Annotated in this window: 23 protein-coding genes; 8 read left to right on the top strand and 15 right to left on the bottom strand. The window is 70.5% G+C overall.

The genetic code is table 11. The annotated features are described in order from the left end of the window. Positions 1 to 164 precede the first annotated feature (164 nt). Both J2X21_RS13375 and J2X21_RS13370 read left to right on the top strand, forming a co-directional pair. Complete coding sequence (locus J2X21_RS13375) at positions 165 to 836, top strand: histidine phosphatase family protein (protein WP_310329296.1); 672 nt, start codon at positions 165 to 167, stop codon at positions 834 to 836. 14 nt (positions 837 to 850) lie between these two features. Next, entirely contained in the window at positions 851 to 2,095 is a 1,245-nt protein-coding gene (locus tag J2X21_RS13370) for a class I SAM-dependent methyltransferase (RefSeq protein WP_310329293.1), read from the top strand. Here the strand turns inward: J2X21_RS13370 and J2X21_RS13365 are convergent. Next, the gene (locus J2X21_RS13365) at positions 2,087 to 2,926 is read right to left on the bottom strand and encodes a PEP-CTERM sorting domain-containing protein (protein ID WP_310329291.1); all 840 of its coding nucleotides are present in this window, start codon (positions 2,924 to 2,926) and stop codon (positions 2,087 to 2,089) included. The genes J2X21_RS13370 and J2X21_RS13365 overlap by 9 nt on opposite strands. A 127-nt stretch (positions 2,927 to 3,053) precedes the next feature. Between J2X21_RS13365 and J2X21_RS13360 the strand changes: the two genes are divergently transcribed. Next, complete coding sequence (locus J2X21_RS13360; protein WP_310329289.1) at positions 3,054 to 5,681, top strand: winged helix-turn-helix domain-containing protein; 2,628 nt, start codon at positions 3,054 to 3,056, stop codon at positions 5,679 to 5,681. Here J2X21_RS13360 and J2X21_RS13355 read toward each other — a convergent pair. Beyond that, positions 5,648 to 6,325 carry a hemerythrin domain-containing protein gene (locus J2X21_RS13355; protein ID WP_310329286.1) on the bottom strand — a complete coding sequence of 226 codons (678 nt, stop codon included), beginning with the start codon at positions 6,323 to 6,325 and terminating at the stop codon, positions 5,648 to 5,650. The two genes, J2X21_RS13360 and J2X21_RS13355, sit on opposite strands and share 34 nt — an antisense overlap. Before the next feature lie 173 nt (positions 6,326 to 6,498). On the opposite strand from J2X21_RS13355, the gene J2X21_RS13350 reads away from it, so the two are divergent. The 3 genes from J2X21_RS13350 to J2X21_RS13340 are packed head-to-tail and all read left to right on the top strand — an operon-like array spanning position 6,499 to position 8,299. After that, the gene (locus J2X21_RS13350; RefSeq protein WP_310329283.1) at positions 6,499 to 7,320 is read left to right on the top strand and encodes a hypothetical protein; all 822 of its coding nucleotides are present in this window, start codon (positions 6,499 to 6,501) and stop codon (positions 7,318 to 7,320) included. Further along, the gene (locus J2X21_RS13345) at positions 7,320 to 7,841 is read left to right on the top strand and encodes a c-type cytochrome (protein ID WP_310329282.1); all 522 of its coding nucleotides are present in this window, start codon (positions 7,320 to 7,322) and stop codon (positions 7,839 to 7,841) included. Before J2X21_RS13350 ends, J2X21_RS13345 begins: the two co-directional genes overlap by 1 nt. A 20-nt stretch (positions 7,842 to 7,861) precedes the next feature. Then, positions 7,862 to 8,299 (top strand): hypothetical protein, encoded by a 438-nt coding sequence (locus tag J2X21_RS13340; protein ID WP_310329280.1) that lies wholly within the window; start codon positions 7,862 to 7,864, stop codon positions 8,297 to 8,299. A 468-nt stretch (positions 8,300 to 8,767) separates the two neighbouring features. Here the strand turns inward: J2X21_RS13340 and J2X21_RS13335 are convergent, their stop codons facing one another. From J2X21_RS13335 to puuE, 12 genes are all read right to left on the bottom strand, one after another. Continuing rightward, positions 8,768 to 11,023 carry a TonB-dependent receptor gene (locus J2X21_RS13335; protein WP_310329278.1) on the bottom strand — a complete coding sequence of 752 codons (2,256 nt, stop codon included), beginning with the start codon at positions 11,021 to 11,023 and terminating at the stop codon, positions 8,768 to 8,770. Positions 11,024 to 11,100: 77 nt separating this feature from the next. Then, positions 11,101 to 11,487, bottom strand: a complete 387-nt coding sequence (locus J2X21_RS13330; protein WP_310329275.1) for a DUF2946 family protein — start codon at positions 11,485 to 11,487, stop codon at positions 11,101 to 11,103. A 35-nt stretch (positions 11,488 to 11,522) separates the two neighbouring features. Further along, a complete protein-coding gene (locus J2X21_RS13325; protein WP_310329273.1) occupies positions 11,523 to 12,497 on the bottom strand; it encodes a porin in 975 nt (324 codons plus the stop codon). A gap of 19 nt (positions 12,498 to 12,516) precedes the next feature. After that, positions 12,517 to 13,272, bottom strand: coding sequence for an ABC transporter permease (locus J2X21_RS13320; RefSeq protein ID WP_310329271.1), 756 nt, complete (start codon positions 13,270 to 13,272; stop codon positions 12,517 to 12,519). Beyond that, the gene (locus tag J2X21_RS13315) at positions 13,269 to 14,081 is read right to left on the bottom strand and encodes an ABC transporter ATP-binding protein (protein WP_310329269.1); all 813 of its coding nucleotides are present in this window, start codon (positions 14,079 to 14,081) and stop codon (positions 13,269 to 13,271) included. The genes J2X21_RS13320 and J2X21_RS13315 overlap by 4 nt, the downstream gene beginning before the upstream one ends. Before the next feature lie 2 nt (positions 14,082 to 14,083). After that, on the bottom strand, positions 14,084 to 15,127 hold the full coding sequence (locus J2X21_RS13310) for an ABC transporter substrate-binding protein (protein WP_310329266.1): 1,044 nt from the start codon (positions 15,125 to 15,127) through the stop codon (positions 14,084 to 14,086). A 152-nt stretch (positions 15,128 to 15,279) separates the two neighbouring features. Next, a complete protein-coding gene (locus J2X21_RS13305) occupies positions 15,280 to 16,257 on the bottom strand; it encodes an isopenicillin N synthase family dioxygenase (protein WP_310329263.1) in 978 nt (325 codons plus the stop codon). Between the two features lie 12 nt (positions 16,258 to 16,269). After that, entirely contained in the window at positions 16,270 to 16,758 is a 489-nt protein-coding gene (locus J2X21_RS13300; protein ID WP_310329260.1) for a nucleoside deaminase, read from the bottom strand. Positions 16,759 to 16,763: 5 nt separating this feature from the next. Beyond that, complete coding sequence (locus J2X21_RS13295; protein ID WP_310329258.1) at positions 16,764 to 17,789, bottom strand: ABC transporter substrate-binding protein; 1,026 nt, start codon at positions 17,787 to 17,789, stop codon at positions 16,764 to 16,766. Positions 17,790 to 17,891: 102 nt separating this feature from the next. After that, on the bottom strand, positions 17,892 to 18,848 hold the full coding sequence (locus J2X21_RS13290) for a LysR family transcriptional regulator (protein ID WP_310329255.1): 957 nt from the start codon (positions 18,846 to 18,848) through the stop codon (positions 17,892 to 17,894). Positions 18,849 to 18,896: 48 nt separating this feature from the next. Beyond that, positions 18,897 to 20,132 (bottom strand): M20/M25/M40 family metallo-hydrolase, encoded by a 1,236-nt coding sequence (locus J2X21_RS13285; RefSeq protein WP_310329253.1) that lies wholly within the window; start codon positions 20,130 to 20,132, stop codon positions 18,897 to 18,899. Positions 20,133 to 20,181: 49 nt separating this feature from the next. Next, a complete protein-coding gene (puuE, locus tag J2X21_RS13280) occupies positions 20,182 to 21,138 on the bottom strand; it encodes an allantoinase PuuE (protein WP_310329250.1) in 957 nt (318 codons plus the stop codon). 47 nt (positions 21,139 to 21,185) lie between these two features. On the opposite strand from puuE, the gene uraH reads away from it, so the two are divergent. Both uraH and xdhC read left to right on the top strand, forming a co-directional pair. Further along, on the top strand, positions 21,186 to 21,539 hold the full coding sequence (uraH, locus tag J2X21_RS13275; protein WP_310329247.1) for a hydroxyisourate hydrolase: 354 nt from the start codon (positions 21,186 to 21,188) through the stop codon (positions 21,537 to 21,539). Next, positions 21,529 to 22,308, top strand: a complete 780-nt coding sequence (xdhC, locus tag J2X21_RS13270) for a xanthine dehydrogenase accessory protein XdhC (RefSeq protein WP_310329246.1) — start codon at positions 21,529 to 21,531, stop codon at positions 22,306 to 22,308. The genes uraH and xdhC overlap by 11 nt, the downstream gene beginning before the upstream one ends. On the opposite strand, the gene J2X21_RS13265 is transcribed toward xdhC, so the two are convergent. Then, a complete protein-coding gene (locus J2X21_RS13265) occupies positions 22,253 to 23,071 on the bottom strand; it encodes a substrate-binding periplasmic protein (protein ID WP_310329242.1) in 819 nt (272 codons plus the stop codon). The two genes, xdhC and J2X21_RS13265, sit on opposite strands and share 56 nt — an antisense overlap. Positions 23,072 to 23,216: the final 145 nt, after the last annotated feature.

Below are 23,216 nucleotides of genomic sequence, written 5' to 3'. Positions count from 1 at the left end.
CCATTGCACGGGCCTGCCGGCCTTTGCGGCGAATCGTTACGTGCGTGGCACGCGTTCGCCACCCGCTCGAGGGGCCTGGCCTGCGCCCGGTCGCCGAACGGCGGCGGGCGTTGTCGTCTTCTGCGCGACAAGCACCGGCGGGGCCCGCGGTGATGATGCGCTGCATGGGAAGCCTCTACCTCGTCCGTCACGGCCAGGCCAGTTTCGGCGCGGCCGATTACGACCAGCTCAGCGCCAAGGGCCACGAGCAATGCCGGCTGCTGGGCGCCTACTGGCGCGAGCGCGGCCAGCGCTTCGATGCGGTGTTCACCGGCACCTTGCGCCGCCATGCGCAGTCGCTGGCCGGCATCGTCGAGGGCTATGGCGAGGAGCTGCCCGCCATCGCGCTGCCGGGCCTGAACGAGTACGACAGCGAGGCCGTCGTGCGCGCCGTTCACCCGGAGCCGCTGGCCAAGCCCACCGACCCGGAGACGGTCAAGCAGCATTTCCGGCTGCTGCGCACGGGGCTGCTCGCGTGGATGCGTGGCGAGTCGCAGCCGCAGGGCATGCCGGCCCATGTGGACTTCCACGCCGGCATCGTCGATGCGCTGGCGCGCGTGCTGGCCGTCGGCGTGGGCCGGCAGGTGCTGGTGGTGTCCAGCGGTGGCCCGATCTCGACGGCGGTGGCGCATGTGCTGCAGGCGCCGCCCGAGAGCCTGGTGGAGCTGAACCTGCGGCTGCGCAATGCGTCGCTGACCGAGCTGGCCTACAACCGCGAGCGCTTCCATCTCGTCACGTTCAATACCTTGCCGCATCTGGACTCTGCCGAAGCGCGGGGGCTGATCAGCCACGCTTGAGACAATCCGGCTCGATGTTCACGAGCCTGATCACCCCACCTCCCGCGCAGACCGCGCCCGCGCATGAGCGCTTCCTGCACCTGATCCGCCTTGCGCTGGCCGGCGGCCAGTTCGGCAAGCTGCTGCTCTCGGGCCCGGTTGGCGACGATGAGGATGTCGAGCGCCTGACCGTGCGCGCCATTGAACTGCGCGGTGAGCCAGCACTGACTTTCCTGTGGCGCCACCGGACGAAGGACGTCACGAAGAACCATGCGCCTGAGGCCGGCTTGGCCGAGATCGCCGCGCTGCTGGGCGCGCGCTTTCGCAACGCCCACCTGCACACGGCTTCCGAAGAGGTGCAGTTCGCCGTCAGCCGCAAGGGCCGCGAGACCTTGCGCGTGACCCGCCTGGATGCAGGCAGCGACGCCGAAGCGCCGGCACCGGCCGCGCACGACAAGGCCAAGCATCGCCCGCTGGAGATGGCCCACCCGGTCTGGTCGGCGCTGGGGCTGACGCATCTCGTGAAGGGCCAGCCGGCGCTGGTGCCGGCGATGGCGCGCAAATGGAAGCAGATCAACCGCTTCGTCGAGATCCTGTCGTCCGCCGTTGACGAGGCGCAGCTGCAAGGCCCCGTGCGCGTGGCCGACTTCGGCTCCGGCAAGGGCTATCTGACGTTCGCCGTGCACGACTGGCTGCAGGCGCAAGGCCTGGCACCGCGCGTCACCGGCATCGAGCTGCGCGACGACATGGTCAGGCTGTGCGCGGCCGTCATCGCCAACGAGCAGCTCCAGGGCATACGCTTCGATCAGGGCGATGTGCGCACGCAGCCCGTGCAGCCGCTGGACGTGATGATCGCGCTGCACGCCTGCGACATCGCGACAGACCACGCGCTGCACGTGGGTCTGCAGTCTGGCGCCCGCGTCATCATGAGCTCGCCCTGCTGCCACAAGGAGCTGCGCCCGCAGATGACGATGCCGGCCGTGCTCAGGCCCATGCTGCAGCATGGCATCCACCTGGGCCAGGAGGCCGAGATGGTGACCGACTCGCTGCGCGCGCTGCTGCTGGAGAGCCAGGGCTACCGCACGCAGGTGTTCGAGTTCATCGCGCTGGAGCACACCAGCAAGAACAAGATGATCCTGGCAGTGAAGGCACAAGGCGCCGCGGCCGAGGCGCTGGCCGCGCGCCGGCCCGAGCTGCTGGCGCAGATCGCCGAGATCAAGCGCTTCTACGGGCTGCGCGAGCAGCGGCTGGAGCAGCTGTTGTCCATCGGATCAGCGTGAGCGCAGCCGCCGGCTGGCGGTGCCGCCCACCAGCACCAGGCCGGCCAGCAGCATGGCCCAGGTGCCCGGCTCGGGCACCGGCATCGCGCTGGTGACGAAGTGGCTGTCCGTGGCCAGGCCGTTGGCGGCCGTGAAGCCGAAGTACACGGGCTCGCCCACCAGGCCCAGGTCCGCGAAGCTGACCGCCGCGCTGACGGTGAACGTACCCAGATCGAGGTGCTCGATGGTGCCGGTCAGCGTGCCGGCGTGGTCGTCCAGCCCCGAGGGGGCGAAGCTCAGCGAGGCGTACCACTGGTAGTTGGGGTCGCGGATCGCGTCGCCCAGGCCGGTCTCGGTGGCGGCCAGCGGCGTGACCGAGCCGCCGGACAGGATCTGCAGGCTGGGCGACACCGGCTTGCCGTCGAAATGGAAGGTGTCGATGGCCAGCGCGATGCTGCGGCTGCTCAGGCCCTCGTAGCCCAGGCCGGAGCCCGCGTTGCCCAGGCCGGCGACATCGCTCAGCGTGAAGGTCAGGCCGTCGCCGCGCAGCTCGCTGCTGACGGGGATGAAGAAGTGGAAGTTGAAGCTGAACGACTGGTTGAAGTCCAGCGCCAGCGCGCCGGGCGCAAAGCCGGCGCCGCTCATGCCGCCGCCGCTGGCCGGCGGCGTCAGGATGAGGTTGCTGTAGGTGAAGCCGTTGCCCGGCGTGTCGTTCTGCGCCGTGGCGTTGCCGAACAGCGTCCAGGTCGTGAAGTCGGTGAAGGTGAACGCCAGGTCGGCGCCTTGCTGGGCCTGGGCGGCCAGCGTGGTGCAGAGCAGGGCGGAGGCAAGCAGGCGGCGAGCGATGGTCATGGAGGACTCCTCTTTCAAGCCGCGCCAGTCTCTGGAGCACCCGTTAGGCAATCGTTAGCGGCGACGGCCCCGTGGCCCCCGCGGTCCGGGGGGTAGAGGCAGGGGGCGCCCCCTATCATTTCGCGCCATGGCCCTCGCCCACACCAAGACCCGTGCCCCCCAGCCCCGCGAGGGCTTGCTGCTGCCCCGGCCGGGACTGCTGGCGCAGGTCGAGCGGGCGCTGGCCGAGCAGCGCGTGCTGCTGATCAATGCGCCCGCCGGCTATGGCAAGACGGCGCTGCTGACGCAGGCGCTTGCCGCCCGGGGGCGCGACACCGCCATCGCCTGGGTGGCGCTGGACGAGGGCGACGACCTGGGACGGCTGCTGGACTGCCTGTTCGCCGCCTTCGAACCCTTCGACCCACCGTGGCGCACGGCGCCCGAGGGGCTGCGCGATGCGGCGCTGCGGGGCGGCGGCGAGATCACCGCCGTGGCCGATGCGATGCTGAACGCGCTGGAGGCCTGCGAGGTCGAGCGCGGGCTCATCGTGCTGGACGACGTCCACCACCTGCAGGACGCTGCTTCCGTGCAGTTCCTGGACCGCTGGCTGGCCCGCATGGGCTGGCGCTGGCGGCTGGTGCTGTCGGCACGGCACGAGCCGCCGCTGCGCCTGGCCCGCCTGCGCGCCACGGGCGAACTGGCCGACCTGGGCCCGGCCGAACTGGCGCTGGCGCGCGACGAGGTCGAGCGACTGGCCCACACGGCGGGCCTGGACGGCGAGGCCGCCGCCGGCCTGTACGAGCGCTGCCAGGGCTGGCCGGCCGGTGTGCGTCTGGTGCTGGGCATGAAGCAGGGCCAGCGCCTGCCCGCGGCCATCGACCGCGCGACCTTCGACTACCTGGCCGCCGAGGTGCTGGACCGGCTGGATGCCGGCCTGCGCGGCTTCCTGTTGCGCAGCAGCGTGCTGTACGAACTGGACGTCGCGCGCTGCCAGGCGCTGGGCGAAGGCGCCCACGTGCCGGGTTGGCTGGCCGAGATCGAGCGGCTGTCGCTGTTCGTCACCGTCGTGGATCTGGCACCGCACACGCTGCGGCTGCACCAGATGTTCCGCAACATGCTGCGGCAGCGGCTGCGCCAGGAGCAGCCCGACGTCCATCGCGAGCTGCTGGAGCGGGCCGCGATGCTGGAGACCGACGCGATGCGCCGGCAGGGCCTGCTGTTGGCCGCCGGCCGCCCCGAGCGCGCCGCCGAGCTGCTGCTGGCCGACGGCGCGCTGCTGATGAACCAGCTGGGCGCGCAAGGCCTGCTGGACCTGACGCGCCGCTTCGATGCCGGTTTCGCCGACACCAACGCCGAGCTGCACCGCGTGAAGGCACTGGCGCTGTGGGTGCTGTGGGAGGCGCAGCAGGCCGAATGGCATCTGAGCCGCGCCGAGGCGCTGTTCGAGGCGCGCGGCGACGACGCCGGCCTGCGCGCGTCGCGCGCGCACCGCAGCATCCTGTTGATCGCGCAGGGCCGGCTCAAGGAGGCTGAGGCCTTGCTGCGCGACCTCGATCCCTTCGCGCTGTCCGGCGAACTGCGCCGCATGTCGCTGCTGGGCCGCACCTGGCATGCGCTGGAGAGCTGCCGTTTCGATGCGGTTGCGCCGCTGTTCGAGGCGCTCGTCGCGGAGCTGGAGCAGTCGACGTCGCTGGAGGCCTGGTACACCGGCTCGCCAGCGCCGCGGCAGATCAGCTGCGCCGGCATGGCGCTGCCCGTGGACCGCTGGTACCGCGGCGCGATGCAGGTGCTGGGCGACCGGGCGCTGCCATTCGGCGTCAACGCCCACATGGCCCAGGCCTGGAACCTGTTCTGGCAGGGGCGCCTGCCGGATGCACGGCAGTGGCTGGCGCGCGCCGAGTCCGACGCGGCCTGGTTCGGCCGCCTCATCATTGCGCGCAACCATGGCCAGGCCCTGCACGCGATGCTGGACCTGATCGCCGGCCAGCACGACTCGGCGCTGGAGCTGATGCGGCTGCGTCTGGCCGAGCATGTGCCGGGCTACGGCATCTGGGGTGAATGGCATGCCACGTTCTTCATGTCGCGCATGGCCGCGGCCTGCGGCAACCGCGCGGCGCTGACCGAAGGGCTGGCGCGCCTGGCGCGGCTGGGGGCCGATCTGAACGATCTCGTCATGCCCTACCGCCCGCGGCCGCTGTTGGGCTTGCAGGCCCAGCTGGCGGCGCTGGAGGGGCGGCGTGCCGACGCCATTGCCGCCTGGCGTGGCCTGCTGGCCGACGGCGAGAGCGGCGATCTGCTGGGCCAGCTGGCCGAGGCCCGGCTGCTGCTGGCCGAGGCGCTGCTGGAGCAGAGCGACCGTGCCGGTGCGGCGCAGGCGCTGGCACCGGCCCTCGCGCGGCGCGAGCCCGGCGGCCTGATGTGGGTGGTGCCGCGGCTGCTGCGCGTGGCCGGCGAGGATTGGGGCGATCTGCTGGACACCGGCGACCTGGCCCGCCTGCGCGGCTGGGCCGATGCGCTGAGGCCGGCGACGCAGGAAGTGCTGCCGGTAGCGCCGGCCGACGAGCGTCTGTCGCAGCGCGAGGCCGAGGTCATCGCGCAGATCGCCGCCGGCGCGAGCAACAAGCACATCGCCCGCGCGCTGGACCTCAGCCCCCACACCGTCAAGCGGCATGTGGCCAACATCCTCGACAAGCTGGGCCTGAACTCGCGGGGTGAGGCCGCGGCGTGGTGGAACAGTCAGCGTCAGGCGGCGACCAGGCCGGGCGCGCTGGGCTGACCCACCGCCCGGCACAGCTTGGCCCAGGCCGTGTCGTTGAGCCAGGCGCGGGCCGACGCGAGCACCGGGGCCTGCACGGCGGCTGGCATGCCGCCGACCACCAGCGCCCGCTCGGCCGGTGACAGCGCCGGGATCATCCAGCGCAGCACGTCGCCCATCTCGCGCGGGCCGATGCTGGCCAGGATGCGGCCGTGGATCTCGAACAGCTCCGCGTCCGTGTAGGCCGCCCACAGCGCCTGGTTGTGGCGGCTCTCCTCCACGGCCATGTGCTCGAAGTTGTGCGCGACGAAGCCGGCGAAGCGGCGGTACAGCCGTTGCGCCGCGGCGGGTGAAGGCATGGCGCGCAGCGCGGCGCCTTCGGCCCGCAGCGTGGCGATGGCGTCCAGATGTTCCTCGTGCTCGGCCTCGATGGCGGCGCTGGCGCCGGCGCGGCGGGCCTCGATGGCCGGGTGCATGTAGGTGTTCTCCTTCTCCACGTGGTGGGCGGCGGCGTCCAGCAGCGCGTCCAGCTGGGCCAGCGCGGTGGCCAGGTCCAGCGGGTCGTCGATATCCATGCGGCCCAGCTGCTGCAGCGTGTCGGTCATGAATAGGCGCAGGGCCTTGTGGATGTGGGCGTAGAGGTCGAGGCGGGCGGGGTGGGTCATGCGGTGCTCCTGTTGAGGCCGCCAGTGTTCCGGCGGGCGCCGCCGCTGCCATCGCCCCAACGGGCCAGCCCCGAAGAGCCATGCCATGACCTCGGTCATGGCTCCTTGGTATTCCTCACATTGGCTCGTCGGGGCGATGGCCGCGGCAGACGCGCTCGGCACAGTGCCGGCCCATGCAACGCCTCGCCGTCCTCCTGCTGCTGCTCGCCGCCTCCGCGGTGCGCGCCGGGCTGCCCGATCGCCTGAGCCAGACCGGCCTGGATGGGGCGGCGGTGAGTGCGTTCGAGCCGCGCTTTGCGCTGTGGAGCGACGGCGCCGCCAAGCGGCGCTGGATCGCGCTGCCGCCGGGCGCGCAGGTGGACGCGGCCCAGCCGGACGCCTGGCGCTTTCCCGCTGGCACGCGGCTGTGGAAGGAGTTCAGCGTGGCCGGCCAGCCGGTCGAGACCCGCGTCATCACGCGGGAGGCCGATGGCCGCTGGACCTTCGCCAGCTACGTCTGGCAGGGTGATGACGCCGTCCGCGCGCCGGCCCGCGGCCTGCAGCTGACGCTGCCCGGCGGGCGGCGCTACGACGTGCCGTCCACCGGCGACTGCATCGCCTGCCACGGCGGCGCGCGCAGCCCGGTGCTGGGCTTCGCCGCGCTGCAGCTGGGGCCGGCCGTACCGGCTTTGCTGCGCGACGGCTTGCTGAAGAACGCCCCCGCCGCCTGGGCCACGCAGGCGCCCGACTTCATTGCCGCCAGCGCGGCCGAGCACGCCGCGCGCGGCTATCTGCACGGCAACTGCGCGCACTGCCATTTCGACGGCGGCGTGCCCGTGCCGCTGCGGCTGGCGCTGGATGTGGGCGCCGCACCCGTGTCAGTGGATGGCGCCGCCGTGCTGCGCCGCGCCGGCACGCGAAACCCCTACCAGCAGATGCCGCCCCTGGGCACCCGCGAGGTCGACGCCCTGGGCCTGGCACTGCTGGCCCGCCATTTCAAACCGGAGAACCCTTGATGAAGATCCTCATTCCCCTGCTCGCGCTGCTGGCCGGCGGCGCGCAGGCGGCCGACCGCGTCGAGCGCGGCCGCTACCTCGTCAACACCAGCGGCTGCACGGACTGCCACACGCCACTGAAGAAGGGCGCCCATGGCCCGGAGCCCGACCTCGCGCGGGCGCTGTCGGGCCACCCGGAGGGCTTCGTCATCACCGCACCGGTGGCGCCGCCGGCCGGCCCGTGGATGGTGACCATCGCCGCCACCGGCACGGCCTACTCCGGCCCCTGGGGCCTGAGCTTCTCGGCCAACCTGACGCCCGACCTGGAGACCGGCCTGGGCCGCTGGAGCGAGAACGACTTCCTGCAGACGATGCGCACCGGCCGCCACCTGGGCCGCGGCCGACCCGTGCTGCCGCCCATGCCCATCCCCGTCTACAGCCAGATGACGGACGACGACCTCAAGGCCGTGTTCGCCTACCTGCAAAGCCTGCCCGCCATCCGCAACAAGGTGCCCGAGCCCATCGCGCCCGTGGCCCGCTGAACCCATCTCTGGAGAACCTCATGAAGCGCTTCACCTCTCAAGCAGGCCTGTTCTATGCGCTGGTGTCGTCCGTGGCCATCGTCGCCGCCGGCGTGCTGGCCCTGCCCGATGCCGCTTTCGCGGCCACGTCGCCGTGCGAGGACCGCGCTGCGCTGCAGCAGCGGCTGGATGACTTCGATGCCAGCTGGAACGCCAGCGACGCCTGGGGCCTGACGGCGCAGTTCGCGATGCAGGGCAGCCTCGGCGCCGCCGGCGAGCCGGGCCGCCAGGCGGTCTACCGCGAGCTGATCGAGCGCCTGGGCCGGGCACCGGCAAAGCGCCAGACGCGGCTGGTGCGCGCCACTGATGTGGGCGGAGCCTGCATGGTGGATGTGCAGGTCAGCAGCGGCGAGCGCCGCGAGGCGGGGCTCTTCCTGCTGGCGCACACGCGCGAAGGCGGCATCGTCGCCATGCGTTGAAAAGAAAGAAGCCCCGCCGGCAACAGCCGTCGGGGCGCAAGAGCGCCTCACACCGCCCGGGACATCTTCTTGCGAAGACGTGGGGCTGCGGCGTGCATCACAGCGCAGGCGGCCAATCTGGCGACACCCTCGCGGGTGACGCAACGCAGGCCTGTGGGAAACGCGAAGCCAGTCCCCCGCGAGCGGCGCATCCCTGCCTGGGGCGCTCTGCGGCGTTGCAAATCCTCGCCATAGCCGGGCTATGGCTGCGGTTTTCGCCTTGCAGCCCATCCCCAGTCAGGGCGCGCCGCATCGCGAGGACTGGCTCCACGTTTCCGTAGCGTCGCGGACGGCGCGCGCGCCGTCTCGCCAGGGGCCGCAGCGTTGCCGGGGGCCGTGCACTGGTGACGGGATGAATCATCGGGGCTGCGGCCGTGAACGATGCCGCGATCAACCCCGGCCGGCCCCCGCTAATTCATTGGACTGTTTTTACAGGTCGAAACGGACATTCGCCAGCACCGTGCGCCCCGGGTAGGGATGGAAGTTCCAGTACTCGGCGTCGTTGATGTTGTCCACGCCGAGGCTGGCGCTCCACTGCCGCGTGATGCGCCAGTTCAGCTTCACGTCCGCCGTCAGGTAGCGGCTGAAGCCCTGGTAGGCCATGCCGTTGAAGTCGGCGTTGTTCAGGTTGCCGTACTGAGAACTGCCGTAGCGGGCGCCGAACGACGCGTCCAGCGCCTGAGTGATTGCGTAGCTGATGAGCGCACTGGCGCGCCAGCGCGGCACGCGCGGCTGCTGCTTGCCCACCGTATCGCCCGGCGCGGCGACGAAGCCGGCGTTCTCCTGGATGGTGGAGTCCGCATAGGTCAGGCTGGCCTGCCAGCGCCAGGCCTTGGCCATCTCGCCGCGGCCGGCCAGCTCCAGCCCCAGCGTCTCGATGCGCCCGATGTTCTGCACGCTGGACACCGATCGGCCGTTGATGACGGTGGACTGGCTGTACAGCGCGTCGTGCGTGTTCTCGTGGAACACGGTGGCGCGCAGCTCGGCGGCTTCGGCATGCCACAGCGCGGACAGCTCGCGCGTCCAGCCGCGTTCGGCCTTCAGGCCGGGGTTGGTGACGGGGTCGCCCTCGACATAGGCGCCCGTGCTGCTGACGCCGCCCTGGAACAGCTCGCCCACGGTGGGCCAGCGCACCGCGCGGCCGATGCTGACGCGCAGGTCCAGCGCATCGCTGGCGGCCCAGCCCAGCGCGGCCTTGGGCGACAGCTCGGTCTCGAGGCGCGCGGCATAGCCCACGGTCTGGCCTGTGGACGCGGTCTTGCTGCCGTGGTCGGCGCGCCAGCTCTCGTGGCGCAGGCCCAACACGGCGCGCAGGTCGGTGCGCAGCTCCATCACGCGTTGCGCGAACGCGCTGGTCAGCGTGGTCTCGCCGTTGAACGCGGTGAACGGCGTCAACGTGCCGTCGGTCCGCCACTCACTTGCGTTGTCCACGCGCTGGCGCCAGACATGGTGTTCGCGCTGCACGCCGCCCTCCCAGCCGCCGGCCGAGGCCTTGGCGGCCAGCGTGGTCCAGCCGCTGCCGTCCAGCCGGGTGACCCGGCCTGGGCCGCCGGTGCGCGCCAGCGGCTGGGCGCTGCGGTCCTTGGCGTAGTCGAAGTGGCTGGCGGCCAGCTCCCAGTTCAGGCCGTCGGCCACCGTGCGCTTCAGCGTGGCGCCCAGCAGGCGGTGCTCGGCCTCGTCACGCGTCAGCCCGAACTCGTTGGCGGCCAGCGTGTAGCCGCGGCCGGCAATGCTGATGGGGCCGCTGAACACCGGCTGGCCGGCGGCGTCGCGCAGCCAGCTCTGGCTGGTGGCATTGGCCGTGTTGCGCCACAGGCCGCCCAGCAATTGCGCGCGCAGTTCGGGCGTGGCCTGCCAGGCGAGGCGCAGCCGCGCCTGATCCTGCACCGTGTGCATCTGCGTGGCAGAACCCAGCAGCCACCAGGGCTGGCCGAAGCGGTCCTGGCCGGCGACGGCGCCGGTGACCGGCACCGCGTTGGCGGCGGGCGCGGTGGTGGCGACGGCGCGGGTCGGGAAGGTCAGCGGCTGGCCCTCGTTGTCGTGGCGCGAGAGGCCCAGCGACCAGCTCCAGTCGCCGGCGCGGTCGGCCAGCGACGCGCTGGCGTGGCGGCCCTGGTAGCGCGCGTCGTCGCTGCCGTAGCGCCAGCGCTGCTCGTACAGGCCGGCCTCGGCATGGGCCTCGAAGCGCTGCGGGCGGCGGGTCTGGTAGTCCACGACGGCGCCGACCGAGTTGCCGCTGTAGGCGGCGGAGAACGGGCCGTACAGCACGTCCACGCGCGCGATGTCTTCCGGCGCCACCAGGCCCCAGCGCGGCGTGAAGCTGGCGCCATTGCCCAGCAGGTTGGCCAGCGGGATGCCGTCCACGAAGACCAGGGCCCGCGCGCTGTTGCCGGTGCCGGAGGCGCGGGTGGACAGCACGGCATGGTTGTAGTCGCCGGGGTAGCGCTTGCGCACCAGCAGGCTGGGCAGGTACTTCAGCGCGTCCTCGGCGTCGGTGGCGTTGATGCTGCGGGCGATGTCGGCGGCGGTCAGGCCTTCCAGCGTGGTGGGGATGACGGTGGGCAGCGAGGTGGCGGTGCCGCCTTGGACGGTGACCAGGCCCAGGGCGGTGCGGGGGCTGTCTTCCTGGGCGACAGCGGGCGCCATGGCGGCCAGGGCCGCCAGCGCGAATGGATGGAGTTTCATGACGGATGCAAGCAGAGTCGGCCGCGCAGGCGTGCGCGGCAAGGCCACCGCGCGGCGCGGTGGCGACGGTCGGGGACTCAGGCTTGCAGGGGAGGGGCGCGTGCGGCGGCAGGCCGCCACGCATGCGCGGTGACCGGCGCGCTCCAGAAGCGCTCGGGGGCTTCGAAGCCCAGCTCGCTGCGCAGCGGCAGCAGCATCGGGGCGGGCGGCGGCGCCAGGTCGGCCGCGGCCAGGTGGCAGGCCGGGCAATGGCCCTTGGCCAGCAGGTCCAGCGCGGCCTCGATGGGCTGCGGCTTCAGCGCGTTGGGCGAACTGGCCGAGCGGCAGATGTCCTGCCAGGCCGAGAAGTCGCCGCGCGCGTGCGCCAGCGTCGCGCTGATGCCCGGCGCCAGCACGCCCAGCACGAACACGGCCAGCCACCACCAGGAGTGGCGGCGCGCGCGGGCGTGGGTCAGCGTGGGCATGGCGGGCCGCATTCTAGGCAGGCCGCCGGGGCGCGTCAGAACCGGTGGCGCATGCCCAGCGACACGCTGTTGCCAGCCGCGAGGCCTTCGATCTTGTCGCTCATGCCGACGAGATAGACGTCCGTGCGCTTGGACAGCCAGTAGTCATAGCCCACGGTCCAGGTCTTGCGGCCAGCGCCGGCGCTGGGGCTGATCTCGCCGTACTGCGCCAGCAGCTTGCCGGCACCGATGGGCACGCTGGCGCCCACCTCGTAGATCTTGTAGTCGACGCGGCGGGTCAGGTTCTCGGCCTTGGCGTACTGGCCGAACAGCTTGACGGCGCCGAAGTCGTAGGAGCCATTGGCCATCCACACCGAGGTGTCGTCCACGGCCGCGTCCTTCTGCACCTTCTGGTAGACCAGCGCGCCGGCCAGCGGGCCGTTCACGTAGGTGCCGCTGGCGGCCACGTTGCGGCCGCCCGAGCCTTCGCCGGCGGCGACGAAGGCGCTGGCCGTGAAGCCGCTGTAGTTGGGCGTGGTGTAGAGCACCGAGTCGCTCCAGCCGGAGTCGCCGGTCACCGTACCGCTGGTGAAGATGTGGCGGATGGTGGGCGAGTAGCCGAAGGAGTCGCCGAAGGCATTGAAGTTCAGCGCCGCGACGAACAGCGTGGTGGTGTTGCGGCCCAGCTTGACCGTGCCCCACTCCTTGCTGGTCAGGCCCACGTTGGCGTTGCGGGCCCAGAAGTTGTCGGTGTTGGAGCGGCCGCTGTTGCCGATGTCGGCGCGCAGGAAGCTCTCCAGCTGGAAGGTGGCGGCCACGCCGCCGCCCAGGTCTTCCATGCCGCGGAAGCCGAAGTGGCTGGTGGTCATCTTGCCGCTGTCGGCGGTCTTGATCGACGCGTTGGTGCCGGCCACCTTGCCGGTGCCTATGCTCATGTCGATCAGGCCAAAGGCAGTCACGCTGCTTTGTGCCAGCGCGGGGCCGGCGGCGAGAGTGACGAGAGCAGACAGCAGCGCTTGTTTCTTGTTCATGGTTCTCCTCAGGTGTGAATCAGGATTGGCTGCCGCGGTGCGCCCAGCCGGTCATGCGGCGCTCGACGACGGCGAAGAATTCGTACATGGCCATGGCCATCGCGCCCACCACCACCAGGCCGGCGAAGGCCAGACCCATCTGCATGGAGGAGCCGGCCGAGATCAGCAGATAGCCTATGCCTTCGTTGGAGGCGGTCATCTCCGACACCGTGGTGCCGACGAAGGCCAGCGTGATGGAGACCTTCAGCGCGCCAAAGAAGTAGGGCATGGAGCGGGGCAGGCCCACCTTCCACAGCACGTCCGTGCGGCGCGCGCCGAGCACGCGCAGCACGTCCTCCAGCTCGGGCTCCAGCGTGGCCAGGCCGGTGGCGATGTTGACCATGATGGGGAAGAAGCTGATCAGGAAGGCTGTCAGCACCGCGGGCCCCACGCCGATGCCGAACCACACGACCAGTATGGGCACGAAGGCCGCCTTGGGCAGCGCGTTGAAGCCGGTCATCAGCGGGTACATGGCCGAGTAGGCCAGCTTGGAGCTGCCCATCAGGCAGCCCAGCAGCACGCCCACGACGATGGAGATCGCGAAGCCCAGCATCGTGACCCACCAGGTGCGCCAGGCATGGCCCAGGATGACCATGTGGTGCTCCCAGAACTGCTGCGCGATGCGCGAGGGGCTGGGGAAGATGAACTCCGACACGTCGAACAGGCCGCACAGGCTCTGCCAGATGCCGAGGATGAGGACCAGCAGGATCCAGTGGGCCTGGTTGCGCAGTTTCATTGGGCGATCTCCGCGCCGGCCTTCTTCAGCGCGCCGATGTGGCCACGCAACTCATGGACGATCTCGCCGAACTCGGGCGTGTAGGTGACGTCCAGCTCGCGCGGGCGCGGCAGGCCGACCTCGCGCTTCAACAGGAAGCGGCCCGGGCTCTTGCTCATCACGTAGATGGTGTCGGCCAGGAAGACCGACTCGCGCAGGTCGTGCGTGACGAGGATGACGTTGAAGCCCTGCGCGGACTGCAGGTCGCGCAGGATGCACCACAGCTCCTCGCGCGTGAATGCGTCCAGCGCGCCAAAGGGCTCGTCCAGCAGCAGCAGCTGGGGCTCGTGGATCAGCGCACGGCAGATGCTGGCGCGCTGCTGCATGCCGCCGGACAGCTGCCAGGGGAACTTGTCTTCATAGCCGGCCAGACCCACGCGGGCCAGCAAGGCGCGGGCGCGGGCCTCGAACTCCTGGCGCTTGTGCTTCAGCTCGGAGCGGAAGGGCTCCACGATCTCCAACGGCAACATGACGTTGGCCAGCGTGGTGCGCCAGGGCAGCAGCGAGGCCGACTGGAAGGCCATGCCGCTGATCTTCAGCGGGCCGTGCACGGTCTTGCCGTCCACGCGGATCTCGCCACGGGACGGTGGCTTCAGGCCCGTGGCCAGCTTCATGAAGGTGGACTTGCCGCAGCCCGACGGACCGACGATGGCGATGAACTCGCCGCGCGCGACCTTCAGGTCTATGGCTTCGACAGCAAACTTGCCCTGCTGCAGCAGCTCGTCGTTGTAGGCGAGCCAGACATCGCGGAAATCGACAAACGCCTCCATGCTCACTTCTTGGCCGGCAGGATGTTCAGCTCGGCGGCGCTGGGCAGGAAGCTGCCGTTCCACACGCTGCCGGCGTCCACGCGCGTCTTGGTGGCATAGGTGTCGGACACCTGGCTGGCCATCAGCGACAGGCGTGCTGCGTTCAGCTGGCCGAAGCCTTCGGCGCGTGCATCCGGGCTGGCGATGACGTCGGCGATGGCCATGCGCAGCCGGCGCTTTTCCAGGTCCACGTTGATGATGCCGTCGCGCTCCTTGACGAAGGCAATGGCGTCGTCGGGCTTGGCCAGCACCTCCTTGGCGCCCTTGGTGAAGGCGCGCAGGAAGGCCTTCAGCGCTTGCGGCTTCTCCTTGATGAACTTCGGGCTGGCGATGATGACGTTGCCGTACAGCTTCACGCCGTTCTCGGCGTATGGGAAGACGACCACGTCGGCCGCCTTGGCGCCGCGCGCTTCCAGGTTCAAAAGCGACGTGAACGAGAAGCCGGTGATGGCATCCACGTCACCGCGCATCAGCATGGTCTCGCGCAGCGGCGGGTCCATGCTGATCCAGTTCACGGCGCCCAGCTTGTTGGCCTTGGCCAGGATGGGGAAGCCGCGGCGGCCGGCGTCGAACACCGGCGCGCCCAGCTTCTTGCCGGTGAGGTCGGCCAGGCTCTTGATGCCCGACTTCTTCAGCGCCAGAACCGCGGCCGGCGTGTTGTTGTAGACCACCATGACCGCCACCGGCTTGTTGGGCGCGTCGGGGTTGTTGGCGTGGAACTCCATCAGCGCGGCCATGTCCGCGAAGCCGATGTCGTAGCTCCCCGAGGCCACGCGCGTCACCGCGCCGCCCGAGCCGTTACCGGCGTCCACGGTCACGTCCAGCTTCTCGGCCTTGAAGTGACCCTTGGCCACCGGCAGCAGGAACAGCGCGGCGGGGCCTTCGAAGCGCCAGTCGAGCTGGAACTTGATGGGCGTCTCCTGGGCCTGCGCCTGTGTGTGGACGAATGGCGCGGTGATCAGGGCGAGGGCGGTGAGCAGCTTGCCGACGTGCTGGGTGAAGGTCATTCGGTTTCCTTGAGAGGCGTGCGACGCAGTGATTCCCTGCACTACACAAGTTCCATGCCTGCAGTGGTGCGGGTCATGGCGTCGCGAAAACGCCGTCTGCACCACGGGCGATCGACGCTTGAGCGCTCTCGCCCTGATGTGGTGCGGCGATGTCAGTACTTGGCGAAGTTGGCGGCCACGCGCTGCTGCAGATAGTCCTCGGCCGTGATGGGCGCGTACTTGCCCGAGGGGCTTTCGATGAGCACGTCGCGGTTGGCCTGCGCGAAGAACGCGAGGCTGTAGCGCGCGCCCTGGTACTCGTCCGGGCCAGGGTTCTTCACGCGATGGAAGTTGGACGGCAGCTGGTCGTCGCTCCAGCGCATCAGCATGTCGCCGATGTTGCAGGTGATGAGGTCGTCGGCCGGCGTGATCGGCGTCCAGGCCTGCGAGTCCATGTCCTTGCCCGGCAGCAGCTGCAGGCCGCCCTGGCCGGCACGCTGGAAAAGCAGCGTCAGGCAGTCGAAGTCGGTGTGCGCACCGGCCCGCCACAGGCCCAGGCGGTCGCGCTGGTCGGGGGCTATGGCGAAGTAGTGCAGCAGGCGCAGCGTGCTCTGGTAGGCGGGCTTGGACGGGTCGTGCGCGATGCTGAAGAAGTCGTCTGCGAAGCCCAGCTTGGTGGCAAAGCAGGACAGCACGCGCATGCCCACTGCCCAGGCCTGCCGCTCGAAGTCCAGCATCGTGGCCTGGAAGCCGGGCAGCTCGTCGTCGGGCCACAGGCCGGCCATGTGCGGCCGCGTGATCTGGTAGGACTCCTTCTGGTCGGGCGTGCCGGTGGAGGGGCGCACCTGGGCGCGGCTTTCCCAGCCGGCGTTGAACTGCTTCTTCAACGGGTGCCGGGCCTTCACCGCCTCGGGCAGCGCGAAGAAGCGCTGGGTTGTTTCGAACGCCTGCGTGATGACGCCCGGCGCAATGCCGTGGTTCTTCAGCTGGAAGAAGCCCACATCGACGGCGGCGTCCCAGAGCTGGTCGGCAATCTCGGCGCGCCGGGCGTCGAAGTCGGCCAGGTCGATGACGCGCACCTCGCGCTGATGGGTCTCGGAGCCCATCGCGCCCATGCGCGACTCCTTCTGCAGTTCCTGCATCATGTTCATGGTGACTCTGCTTCAGCGGTGCCAGAAGGCGTTGTGGGGTTCGAGGGCTTCGTCGGCGAGCGCCGGGCCTAGCACCTCGAAGGGTTGGGAAGACGTGGCGAAGACCTCGCGGCAGGACATCTCCAGGTCGTCGGCGCCGGCCTGCAGTGCTCGGAAAGTCCTCAGGCTGACGGCGTCGATGCCGAAGACGACGCGGCGTATGCCCGACCAGAAGATGGCGCCCGCGCACATCACGCAGGGTTCGCCGGAGGCGTACATCGTGGCGCCGACGAGCGCGTCGCGTGGGTGCGCCTGCGAGGCGGCGCTCAGCGCATTGACCTCGGCGTGCCGGGTGCAGTTGCCGGTCTCGGTGTTGTCGTTGCGGCCTTCGCCGAGCAACGTGCCGCTGCGGCTCACGACGACCGCACCGAACGGCCGGTTGCCGCGCCAGCCGGCTTCGGCCGAGAGCTGGATCGCGCGGCGCAGATACAGCGCATCGCTGTCGTTCAGGGCGTCGCTCATGGTGCTCAGGCCTTCGGCGCGCGCTCGGCCATGGGCGGCAGGAAGCGCAGGTCGTAGACGCCGTCCAAGGCCGGCTTGGCCTTCAGCCCGAAGGTCTCGCCGACCGAGGCGATCTGCTGCTCCACGAGCGCGCGGTGCACGCCACCCAGGCCATGCTGGCGCGTGTCGGCGCCGCTCACATAGCCGGCGGTGATGTTCCAGCGCGCCACTTCGGTCGCCGCATTCAGCAGCGGCTCGCGGGCGAGGACATGGGCCATCGCGCCAGCCGGGTCGGCCAGCGTGTCGTGCAGCCCGCGCTGCGTGGCACGCAGAAAGCCGGCGACGGCATTCGGGTTGGCGGCGGCCAGCTTGGTCGACGCGAGGATGGCGTTGCCATAGAGCTGCAAGCCGGCATCCGAATACTTCAGCACCGCGAGCTGCTCGGCCGGCACGCGCTGGAACAGCGACACCGCGGAGTCGTGGAAGTAGGTCGCGCCGTCCACGTCGCCGCGGATGAGGACGTTGTCGCGCTGCGAGAAGTCGGTCGTGACCCACTCGAACGCGTCAGCCTTCATGCCCAGCTGCTTGGCGGCCATGGGCCAGGCGCGGCGGGTCGACTCGACGGCGGCGGCGGCGATGCGCTTGCCGGCGATGCTGCGCCAGTCGTTGGCGAGGCCGCGGTCGCGGCGGCCGATGATGACGAAGGGCGCACGGTTGTAGTACTGGTAGACGGCGCGCACGAGGTCGGCGCGGCCGGCATCGGCGTTGAACTCGATCAGCGAGCTGATGTCGCCGAAGCCCAGGTCGTAGGCGCCGCTGGCCACGCGGGTGATGGAGGCCACCGAGCCGCTGCCCACATCGATGCTGACGTCCAGCCCCTGTTCGCGGTAGTAGCCCTTGGCCAGCGCGACGAAGAACGGCGCGACCTGGCCGGTGACGCGGAAGTCCAGCGTGAACTTGATGGGCGTCAGCCTGGCCGGTGCGGCGAGCGCCGGGGCGGGGAGGACCGGCGCGCAGGCGGCGGCGAACTTGAGCAATTGGCGGCGGTGCATCAGCGAGCTCCTGGACGAATGCATTCAGTCTAGGAATCGCGCAGGCATGGCAAAAGCCATGCGCGGGCCATGTGGCCCATATCGCTCAGGCCATGTTGGGCCTCAGGTGGGCCGCGTCAGATCCTGGGCGACGGCATTGACCTGCTCACGCAGCCACCGGCTCGCCGGGCTGGCGTGGCTGCGTTCGTGCCACAGCTGGTAGAAGTTCATCGGCGGCAGCTCGCTGGGCGCGCGCGTGATGACGAGCGGCATCATGGCCGCGTAGTGCTCGGCGAAGCGGCGCGCGGTGGTGAAGACGAGGTCGGAGCGCGTCAGCACATAGGGCACGAGATTGAACTCCGGCACCGTCGCGGTGATGCGCCGCTGGTAGCCGGTCTTCGCGAGTTCGCCGTCGATGGGGCCCGTGCGCGGTGCGGTGCCCGCGTGCGGCACGAGGTGGCTCATGCGCAGGTAGCGCGCCAGCGACAGGCGCCGCTCCTGCGCGAAGGGATGGCCTTCGCGCATGATGCAGACCACCTCGTCGCTGTAGAGCGGCCCCAGGCGCAGATCCTCGCGCGGCCGCGGCTCGTTGCTGACGACCAGGTCGATGTGGCCGGCGTCCAGCGCCTGGGCGATGTCGAACGCCGGGTCGACCGGCCGCACATGGACGGCAATGCGCGAGCCGGCCGCCGTGACGCGCGCGATCACCTCGGGCAGGAAGGTCGGCGCGAGGCTGTCCGCCGAGGCGATGACGAAGGCGCGCTGCGTCGTCGCCGGGTCGAAGCCGCTGCCGGCGCCCAGCCGCGCCACCTGCGACAGGATCTCGGACAGCGGCTCACGCAGCAGCGCGGCGCGCTCGGTCGGCACCAGGCGCGACCCGCTGCGCACCAGCAAGGGGTCGCCCAGCACGGCACGCAGCCGCTGCAGCTTGCGGCTGACCGCCGGCTGGGGCTGGCGGGTGCGCTCGGCGGCCCGCGTGACGCTGCCTTCCTGAAGCAGCACGGCCAGCAACTGCAGGTCGGCGAGGTTCAGCGCGAGCAGCTGCTGCAGGTCGGCGCCGTCGCCACGACGCGACTTCATCGCGGGCGCTTCCGTGAGCGGGGCACGAGGCGGTTCACGTTTCGCGACTCAGGCGGGCGACAGCAGGTCCGCCACCGTCCGTGCCACCACCTGCGTGGCGCGCTTCAGGTCGTCCAGCACCAGATGCTCGTCGGCCCGCTTGGCATTGCTCTCCAGCACCGTGCGCGGGCCGGCGCCGTAGATGGCGGCCGGCACGCCGTGCGCGGTGTACAGGCGCACGTCGGTGTACAGCGGCGTGCCGGAGGTGGGGATGGGCTCGCCGAAAACCGCTTCGGCATGCTTCTGCAGCGCGGCGATCAGCAGCGCCGCGCCGGGCAGCGGCTGCATGGAATGGGCCAGCAGCAGGCGCTTGATGTCCAGCGTCACGCCGGGGCTCTGCGCGACGGCGGCGGCGATCAGCGCGCGCAGTTCGGCCTCGACCTCGGTGGCGTCTTCCTCGGGGATCATGCGGCGGTCCAGCTTCAGCACCACCTTGCCCGGCACGACGTTGGTGTTGCTGCCGCCCTCGATGCGGCCCACGTTCAGGTAGGGGTGCGTGATGCCGGGCACCTGCGACAGCCGCGTGCGCAGCACGTCGTTGTGCGCGTACAGCGCCGTCAGCAGCTTGTTGGCGGCCTGCAGCGCGTCCACGCCCGTGTGCGGATAGGCCGCGTGCGAGGCCTGGCCCGAAAGCGTGACCTCAAGCTGCAGGCAGCCGTTGTGCGCCGTGACGACCTGGTAGCTGAAACCGGCCGCGATGAGGAACTTGGGCCGCGTGATGCCTTCGCGCAACAGCCAGCCGGGGCCCAGCTCGCCGCCGAATTCCTCGTCGTAGGTGAAGTGCAGCTCCACCGCACCCTTCAGCGGCAGGCCGGAATTCTTCAGCGCCAGCAGCGCGAAGGTGTAGGTCGCGAAGTCACTCTTGCTGACCGCGGCGGCGCGGCCGTAGAGCTTGCCGTCGACGATCTCGGCGCCATAAGGGTCATGTGTCCAGCCGTCGCCGGGCGGCACGACATCGCCGTGCGCGTTCAGCGCGACGGTGGGGCCGTAGGTGGAGAAGCGGTGCCGCACGACCAGGTTGGTCACCGACTGCATGCCCGCCGCCTGCACGGCCCAGCCCGGCGCCGGGTGCTTCTCGACCGTGAAGCCCAGCTCGGTCAGCAGCTCCGCCGTGAGGTCCGCATGCGGCGCGTTGTTGCCGGGCGGGGTGTCGGTGGGGATGCGGACGAGTTGCTGCAGGAAGCGGACTTCGTCTTCGAAGTGATCGGCGATCCAGGCGTCGGTGACGTGGGTGGAGGAAGACATGGTCAAAGCGTCCTGTGCAAACCTTGTGGGGCCCGGATATGTAGCGTGGTCATTCCCAGACGAAGGCCGTCTTGGCATCGAACGGGTGGGTGGCTTTCCAGTGCCGCGCAATGTCCAGCCGCCGGCACACCCACACGCGGTCATGGGCCTCGATGTGGTCGAGAAAGCGTTGCAGCGCCCGCATGCGCCCGGGCCGCCCCAGCAGCCGGCAGTGCATGCCGATGCTCATCATCTTGGGACTGTCGGCGCCCTCGGCGTACAGCACGTCGAAGGTGTCCTTCAGGTACTCGAAGAACGGCTCGCCATGGCTGAAGCCCTGCGGCAGCGCGAAGCGCATGTCGTTGCAGTCCAGCGTGTAGGGCACCACCAGATGGGGCGCCAGGCTGCCATCGGTCTTCTTCACCTGCATCCAGAACGGCAGGTCGTCGCCGTAGTAGTCGCTGTCGTACTCGAAGCCGCCGAAGTCGGCCACCAGGCGGCGCGTGTTGGGGCTGTCGCGGCCGGTGTACCAGCCCAGGCCGTGCGGGTCCCGGCCCAGCGTCAGGCGCTTGAGGCTGGCCATGGCTTGCGCCATGTGGGCGCGCTCGGTGTCCTCTTCCATGTTCTGGTAGTGGATCCAGCGCCAGCCGTGCGAGGCGATCTCGTGGTCCAGCTCGACGAAGGCCTGCGTCAGGTCCGGGTGGCGCTCCAACGCCATGCCCACGCCGAACACGGTCAGCGGCAGCGCGCGCTGCTCGAACTCCTTCAGCAGCCGCCATACGCCCACGCGCGATCCGTACTCGTAGATGCCCTCCATGCTCAGGTGTCGGGCCGGGTAGCTGGCCGGGTTGAACATCTCGGACAGGAACTGCTCGCTGCCGGCGTCGCCGTGCAGCACCGAGTTCTCGCCGCCTTCCTCGTAGTTCAGCACGAACTGCACGGCCACCCGCGCGCCGCCGGGCCACTGCGCGTGGGGCGGGTTTTCGCCATAGCCGATCAGGTCACGGGGGTAGCGGGGTGTACTCATCCCTACACTTTGCCTGAAGCAATCGTCGATTCCGCCTCGGAGTTCCCATGGGCAAACTGACAACACATGTGCTGGACACCGCCAACGGCTGCCCGGCCGCCGGCATGGCCGTGCGGCTGTACCGATTCGATGCGGAAGGCCCCAAGTGGCTGCGCAGCCTGCACCTGAACGCCGACGGCCGGGCGGACGCACCGCTGCTGGAGGGCGCGGACTTCCTGGCCGGCCGCTACCGGCTGGTGTTCGAGGTGGCGAGCTATTTCCGCGCCCGCGGCACCGCGCTGCCGCAGCCAGCCTTCCTGGACGAAGTGCCGCTGGACTTCGGCATCGCCGACGCGGCCAGCCACTACCACGTGCCGCTGCTGGCGTCGCCGTGGAGTTATTCCACCTACCGTGGCAGCTGAAGCGCTGATCCTCGTTACGGTCTCCCGCACCAGCGGCAGCGTGCCGCGCGAAGAGGGCGCCTGGATGACCGTGACGGCCAGCGCCACCACCGGCACCGTGGGCGGCGGCCATCTGGAGTTCGACGCCATCGCCCGTGCCCGCGCGGCGCTGGCCGGCGGCGCGTTGGAAGCCGAAGTGCGCTATCCGTTGGGCCCCGGCCTGGGCCAGTGCTGCGGCGGCGTCGTGTGGCTGCGCTTCCAGGCCATTGCCGCGGGCGAAGACCTGGCCGCTTACCTGCCCGTGCCGCCACTGCGTCCCGTCGCGCTGTTCGGCGCCGGCCACGTGGGGCTGGCCATCGCCCGCATCGCGCGTGATCTGCCGCTGGCCCTGCACTGGGTGGACAGCCGCGAGGCCGCCTTTCCCACCCAGCCGCCCGAGCCCCATTGGCAGCAGGAATCGCTGGACTCGCCGGCCGACGCGGTGCCCGACCTCGCCGGCGGTTCGGCCGTCCTCATCATGAGCTACAGCCATGCCGAGGACTTCAACATCGTCGCCGCCTGCCTGAAGCGCCAGCGCGAACGCGGCGACCTGGCCTTCATCGGCCTCATCGGCAGCCGCAGCAAGTGGGCGAGCTTTCGTCAGCGCCTGGAGGCGCGCGGCTTCACGGAGGGTGAACTGGCCCAGGTCGTCTGTCCCATCGGCGTGCCGGGCGTGCCGGGCAAGGAGCCCGCCGTCATTGCGGTGGCCGTGCTGGCGCAGATGCTGGCACTGCCGCCGGCGTCAGCGTGAGGCTGCGGCCTGGCTGGGCTTGCAGGCGCTTGTTCTCGCTGGCGACCTCGCGCTCGTAGTCGGCCCAGGCCTGCTGGATCTCGCCGCGGTCGCGCATGCGGCGCAGCGCCTTCTCCAGCGGCGCCACCCAGGCCGCCCGCGACTCGTGCACGCCGTGGAACAGCGCGCTGCGGGCCAGCGGCGTGGCCACCCGGCACAGCGTGCCCCCGCGCGTGTCCACGGGCACCTCGGCCATCCACGGCGTGGTCAGCACCAGCGCAAAGTCGGCCGCGCCGGCGCCCAGGTTCAGGAAGGCGTCGCTGGGCGTGTTGGCCGGCACGCGCGAGGCTTCGGGCAGCAGCGCCTCCACGGCCGTCATGCCGCGCTGGTAGCTGATGCGCCGCCGCGCCAGCTCCTCGGCGCTCAGCGCAGCGGGGCAGGGCGGTCGGCCAAAGGCGTAGACATGCAACTGCAGCAACTGCACATCCACCTTGCGCACGATGGGCGTCTGCTCGAAAAAGGCGTCCACGCGCATGGCCACGCCGTCCAGGCGGCCGGTGGCCAGTTCCACCTGCACGCGTGGCAGCGGCCAGGGCAGGAACTCGACCTGCATCCCCAGCGAGGCATAGGCCTTGCGCAGCAGCGCCTCGGCCGGCGGAAAGTAGCTGCGCTCGACATTGGTGGCCAGACGGACCACCGGGGCCTCCTGCGCCAGCACGGGGCCGGCGAGTGCCAGTGCAATAGTGGCGGCGAACGAACGGGCACAGGATGTGCAAAGGAGCATGGGCCGATTGTGGGTTCGCGGAGCGGCGCGTGGTGCGCGGGTGACGCGTGCCTGCCTACACTCGCGCCCAGTCGCAGCGGTGTCGGGGGCCATGTTGGCCCCTGCGGACGCGACGCTTGAGGCCCCACAGCACCCGCCGTGGTGG

This window comes from Roseateles asaccharophilus, assembly GCF_031458115.1.
GTDB classification, from domain to species: Bacteria; Pseudomonadota; Gammaproteobacteria; order Burkholderiales; family Burkholderiaceae_C; genus Pelomonas; species Pelomonas asaccharophilus_A.
This window is presented reverse-complemented; position numbering and strand designations above follow the sequence as displayed.

What these genes read in the sequence shown, in the direction of transcription:
- J2X21_RS13375 (WP_310329296.1), top strand. Translation starts at nt 165, where the DNA reads ATGGGAAGCCTCTACCTCGTCCGTCACGGCCAGGCCAGTTTCGGCGCG.
- J2X21_RS13370 (WP_310329293.1), top strand. Translation starts at nt 851, where the DNA reads ATGTTCACGAGCCTGATCACCCCACCTCCCGCGCAGACCGCGCCCGCG.
- J2X21_RS13365 (WP_310329291.1), bottom strand. Translation starts at nt 2,926, where the DNA reads ATGACCATCGCTCGCCGCCTGCTTGCCTCCGCCCTGCTCTGCACCACG.
- J2X21_RS13360 (WP_310329289.1), top strand. Translation starts at nt 3,054, where the DNA reads ATGGCCCTCGCCCACACCAAGACCCGTGCCCCCCAGCCCCGCGAGGGC.
- J2X21_RS13355 (WP_310329286.1), bottom strand. Translation starts at nt 6,325, where the DNA reads ATGACCCACCCCGCCCGCCTCGACCTCTACGCCCACATCCACAAGGCC.
- J2X21_RS13350 (WP_310329283.1), top strand. Translation starts at nt 6,499, where the DNA reads ATGCAACGCCTCGCCGTCCTCCTGCTGCTGCTCGCCGCCTCCGCGGTG.
- J2X21_RS13345 (WP_310329282.1), top strand. Translation starts at nt 7,320, where the DNA reads ATGAAGATCCTCATTCCCCTGCTCGCGCTGCTGGCCGGCGGCGCGCAG.
- J2X21_RS13340 (WP_310329280.1), top strand. Translation starts at nt 7,862, where the DNA reads ATGAAGCGCTTCACCTCTCAAGCAGGCCTGTTCTATGCGCTGGTGTCG.
- J2X21_RS13335 (WP_310329278.1), bottom strand. Translation starts at nt 11,023, where the DNA reads ATGAAACTCCATCCATTCGCGCTGGCGGCCCTGGCCGCCATGGCGCCC.
- J2X21_RS13330 (WP_310329275.1), bottom strand. Translation starts at nt 11,487, where the DNA reads ATGCCCACGCTGACCCACGCCCGCGCGCGCCGCCACTCCTGGTGGTGG.
- J2X21_RS13325 (WP_310329273.1), bottom strand. Translation starts at nt 12,497, where the DNA reads ATGAACAAGAAACAAGCGCTGCTGTCTGCTCTCGTCACTCTCGCCGCC.
- J2X21_RS13320 (WP_310329271.1), bottom strand. Translation starts at nt 13,272, where the DNA reads ATGAAACTGCGCAACCAGGCCCACTGGATCCTGCTGGTCCTCATCCTC.
- J2X21_RS13315 (WP_310329269.1), bottom strand. Translation starts at nt 14,081, where the DNA reads ATGGAGGCGTTTGTCGATTTCCGCGATGTCTGGCTCGCCTACAACGAC.
- J2X21_RS13310 (WP_310329266.1), bottom strand. Translation starts at nt 15,127, where the DNA reads ATGACCTTCACCCAGCACGTCGGCAAGCTGCTCACCGCCCTCGCCCTG.
- J2X21_RS13305 (WP_310329263.1), bottom strand. Translation starts at nt 16,257, where the DNA reads ATGAACATGATGCAGGAACTGCAGAAGGAGTCGCGCATGGGCGCGATG.
- J2X21_RS13300 (WP_310329260.1), bottom strand. Translation starts at nt 16,758, where the DNA reads ATGAGCGACGCCCTGAACGACAGCGATGCGCTGTATCTGCGCCGCGCG.
- J2X21_RS13295 (WP_310329258.1), bottom strand. Translation starts at nt 17,789, where the DNA reads ATGCACCGCCGCCAATTGCTCAAGTTCGCCGCCGCCTGCGCGCCGGTC.
- J2X21_RS13290 (WP_310329255.1), bottom strand. Translation starts at nt 18,848, where the DNA reads ATGAAGTCGCGTCGTGGCGACGGCGCCGACCTGCAGCAGCTGCTCGCG.
- J2X21_RS13285 (WP_310329253.1), bottom strand. Translation starts at nt 20,132, where the DNA reads ATGTCTTCCTCCACCCACGTCACCGACGCCTGGATCGCCGATCACTTC.
- puuE (WP_310329250.1), bottom strand. Translation starts at nt 21,138, where the DNA reads ATGAGTACACCCCGCTACCCCCGTGACCTGATCGGCTATGGCGAAAAC.
- uraH (WP_310329247.1), top strand. Translation starts at nt 21,186, where the DNA reads ATGGGCAAACTGACAACACATGTGCTGGACACCGCCAACGGCTGCCCG.
- J2X21_RS13265 (WP_310329242.1), bottom strand. Translation starts at nt 23,071, where the DNA reads ATGCTCCTTTGCACATCCTGTGCCCGTTCGTTCGCCGCCACTATTGCA.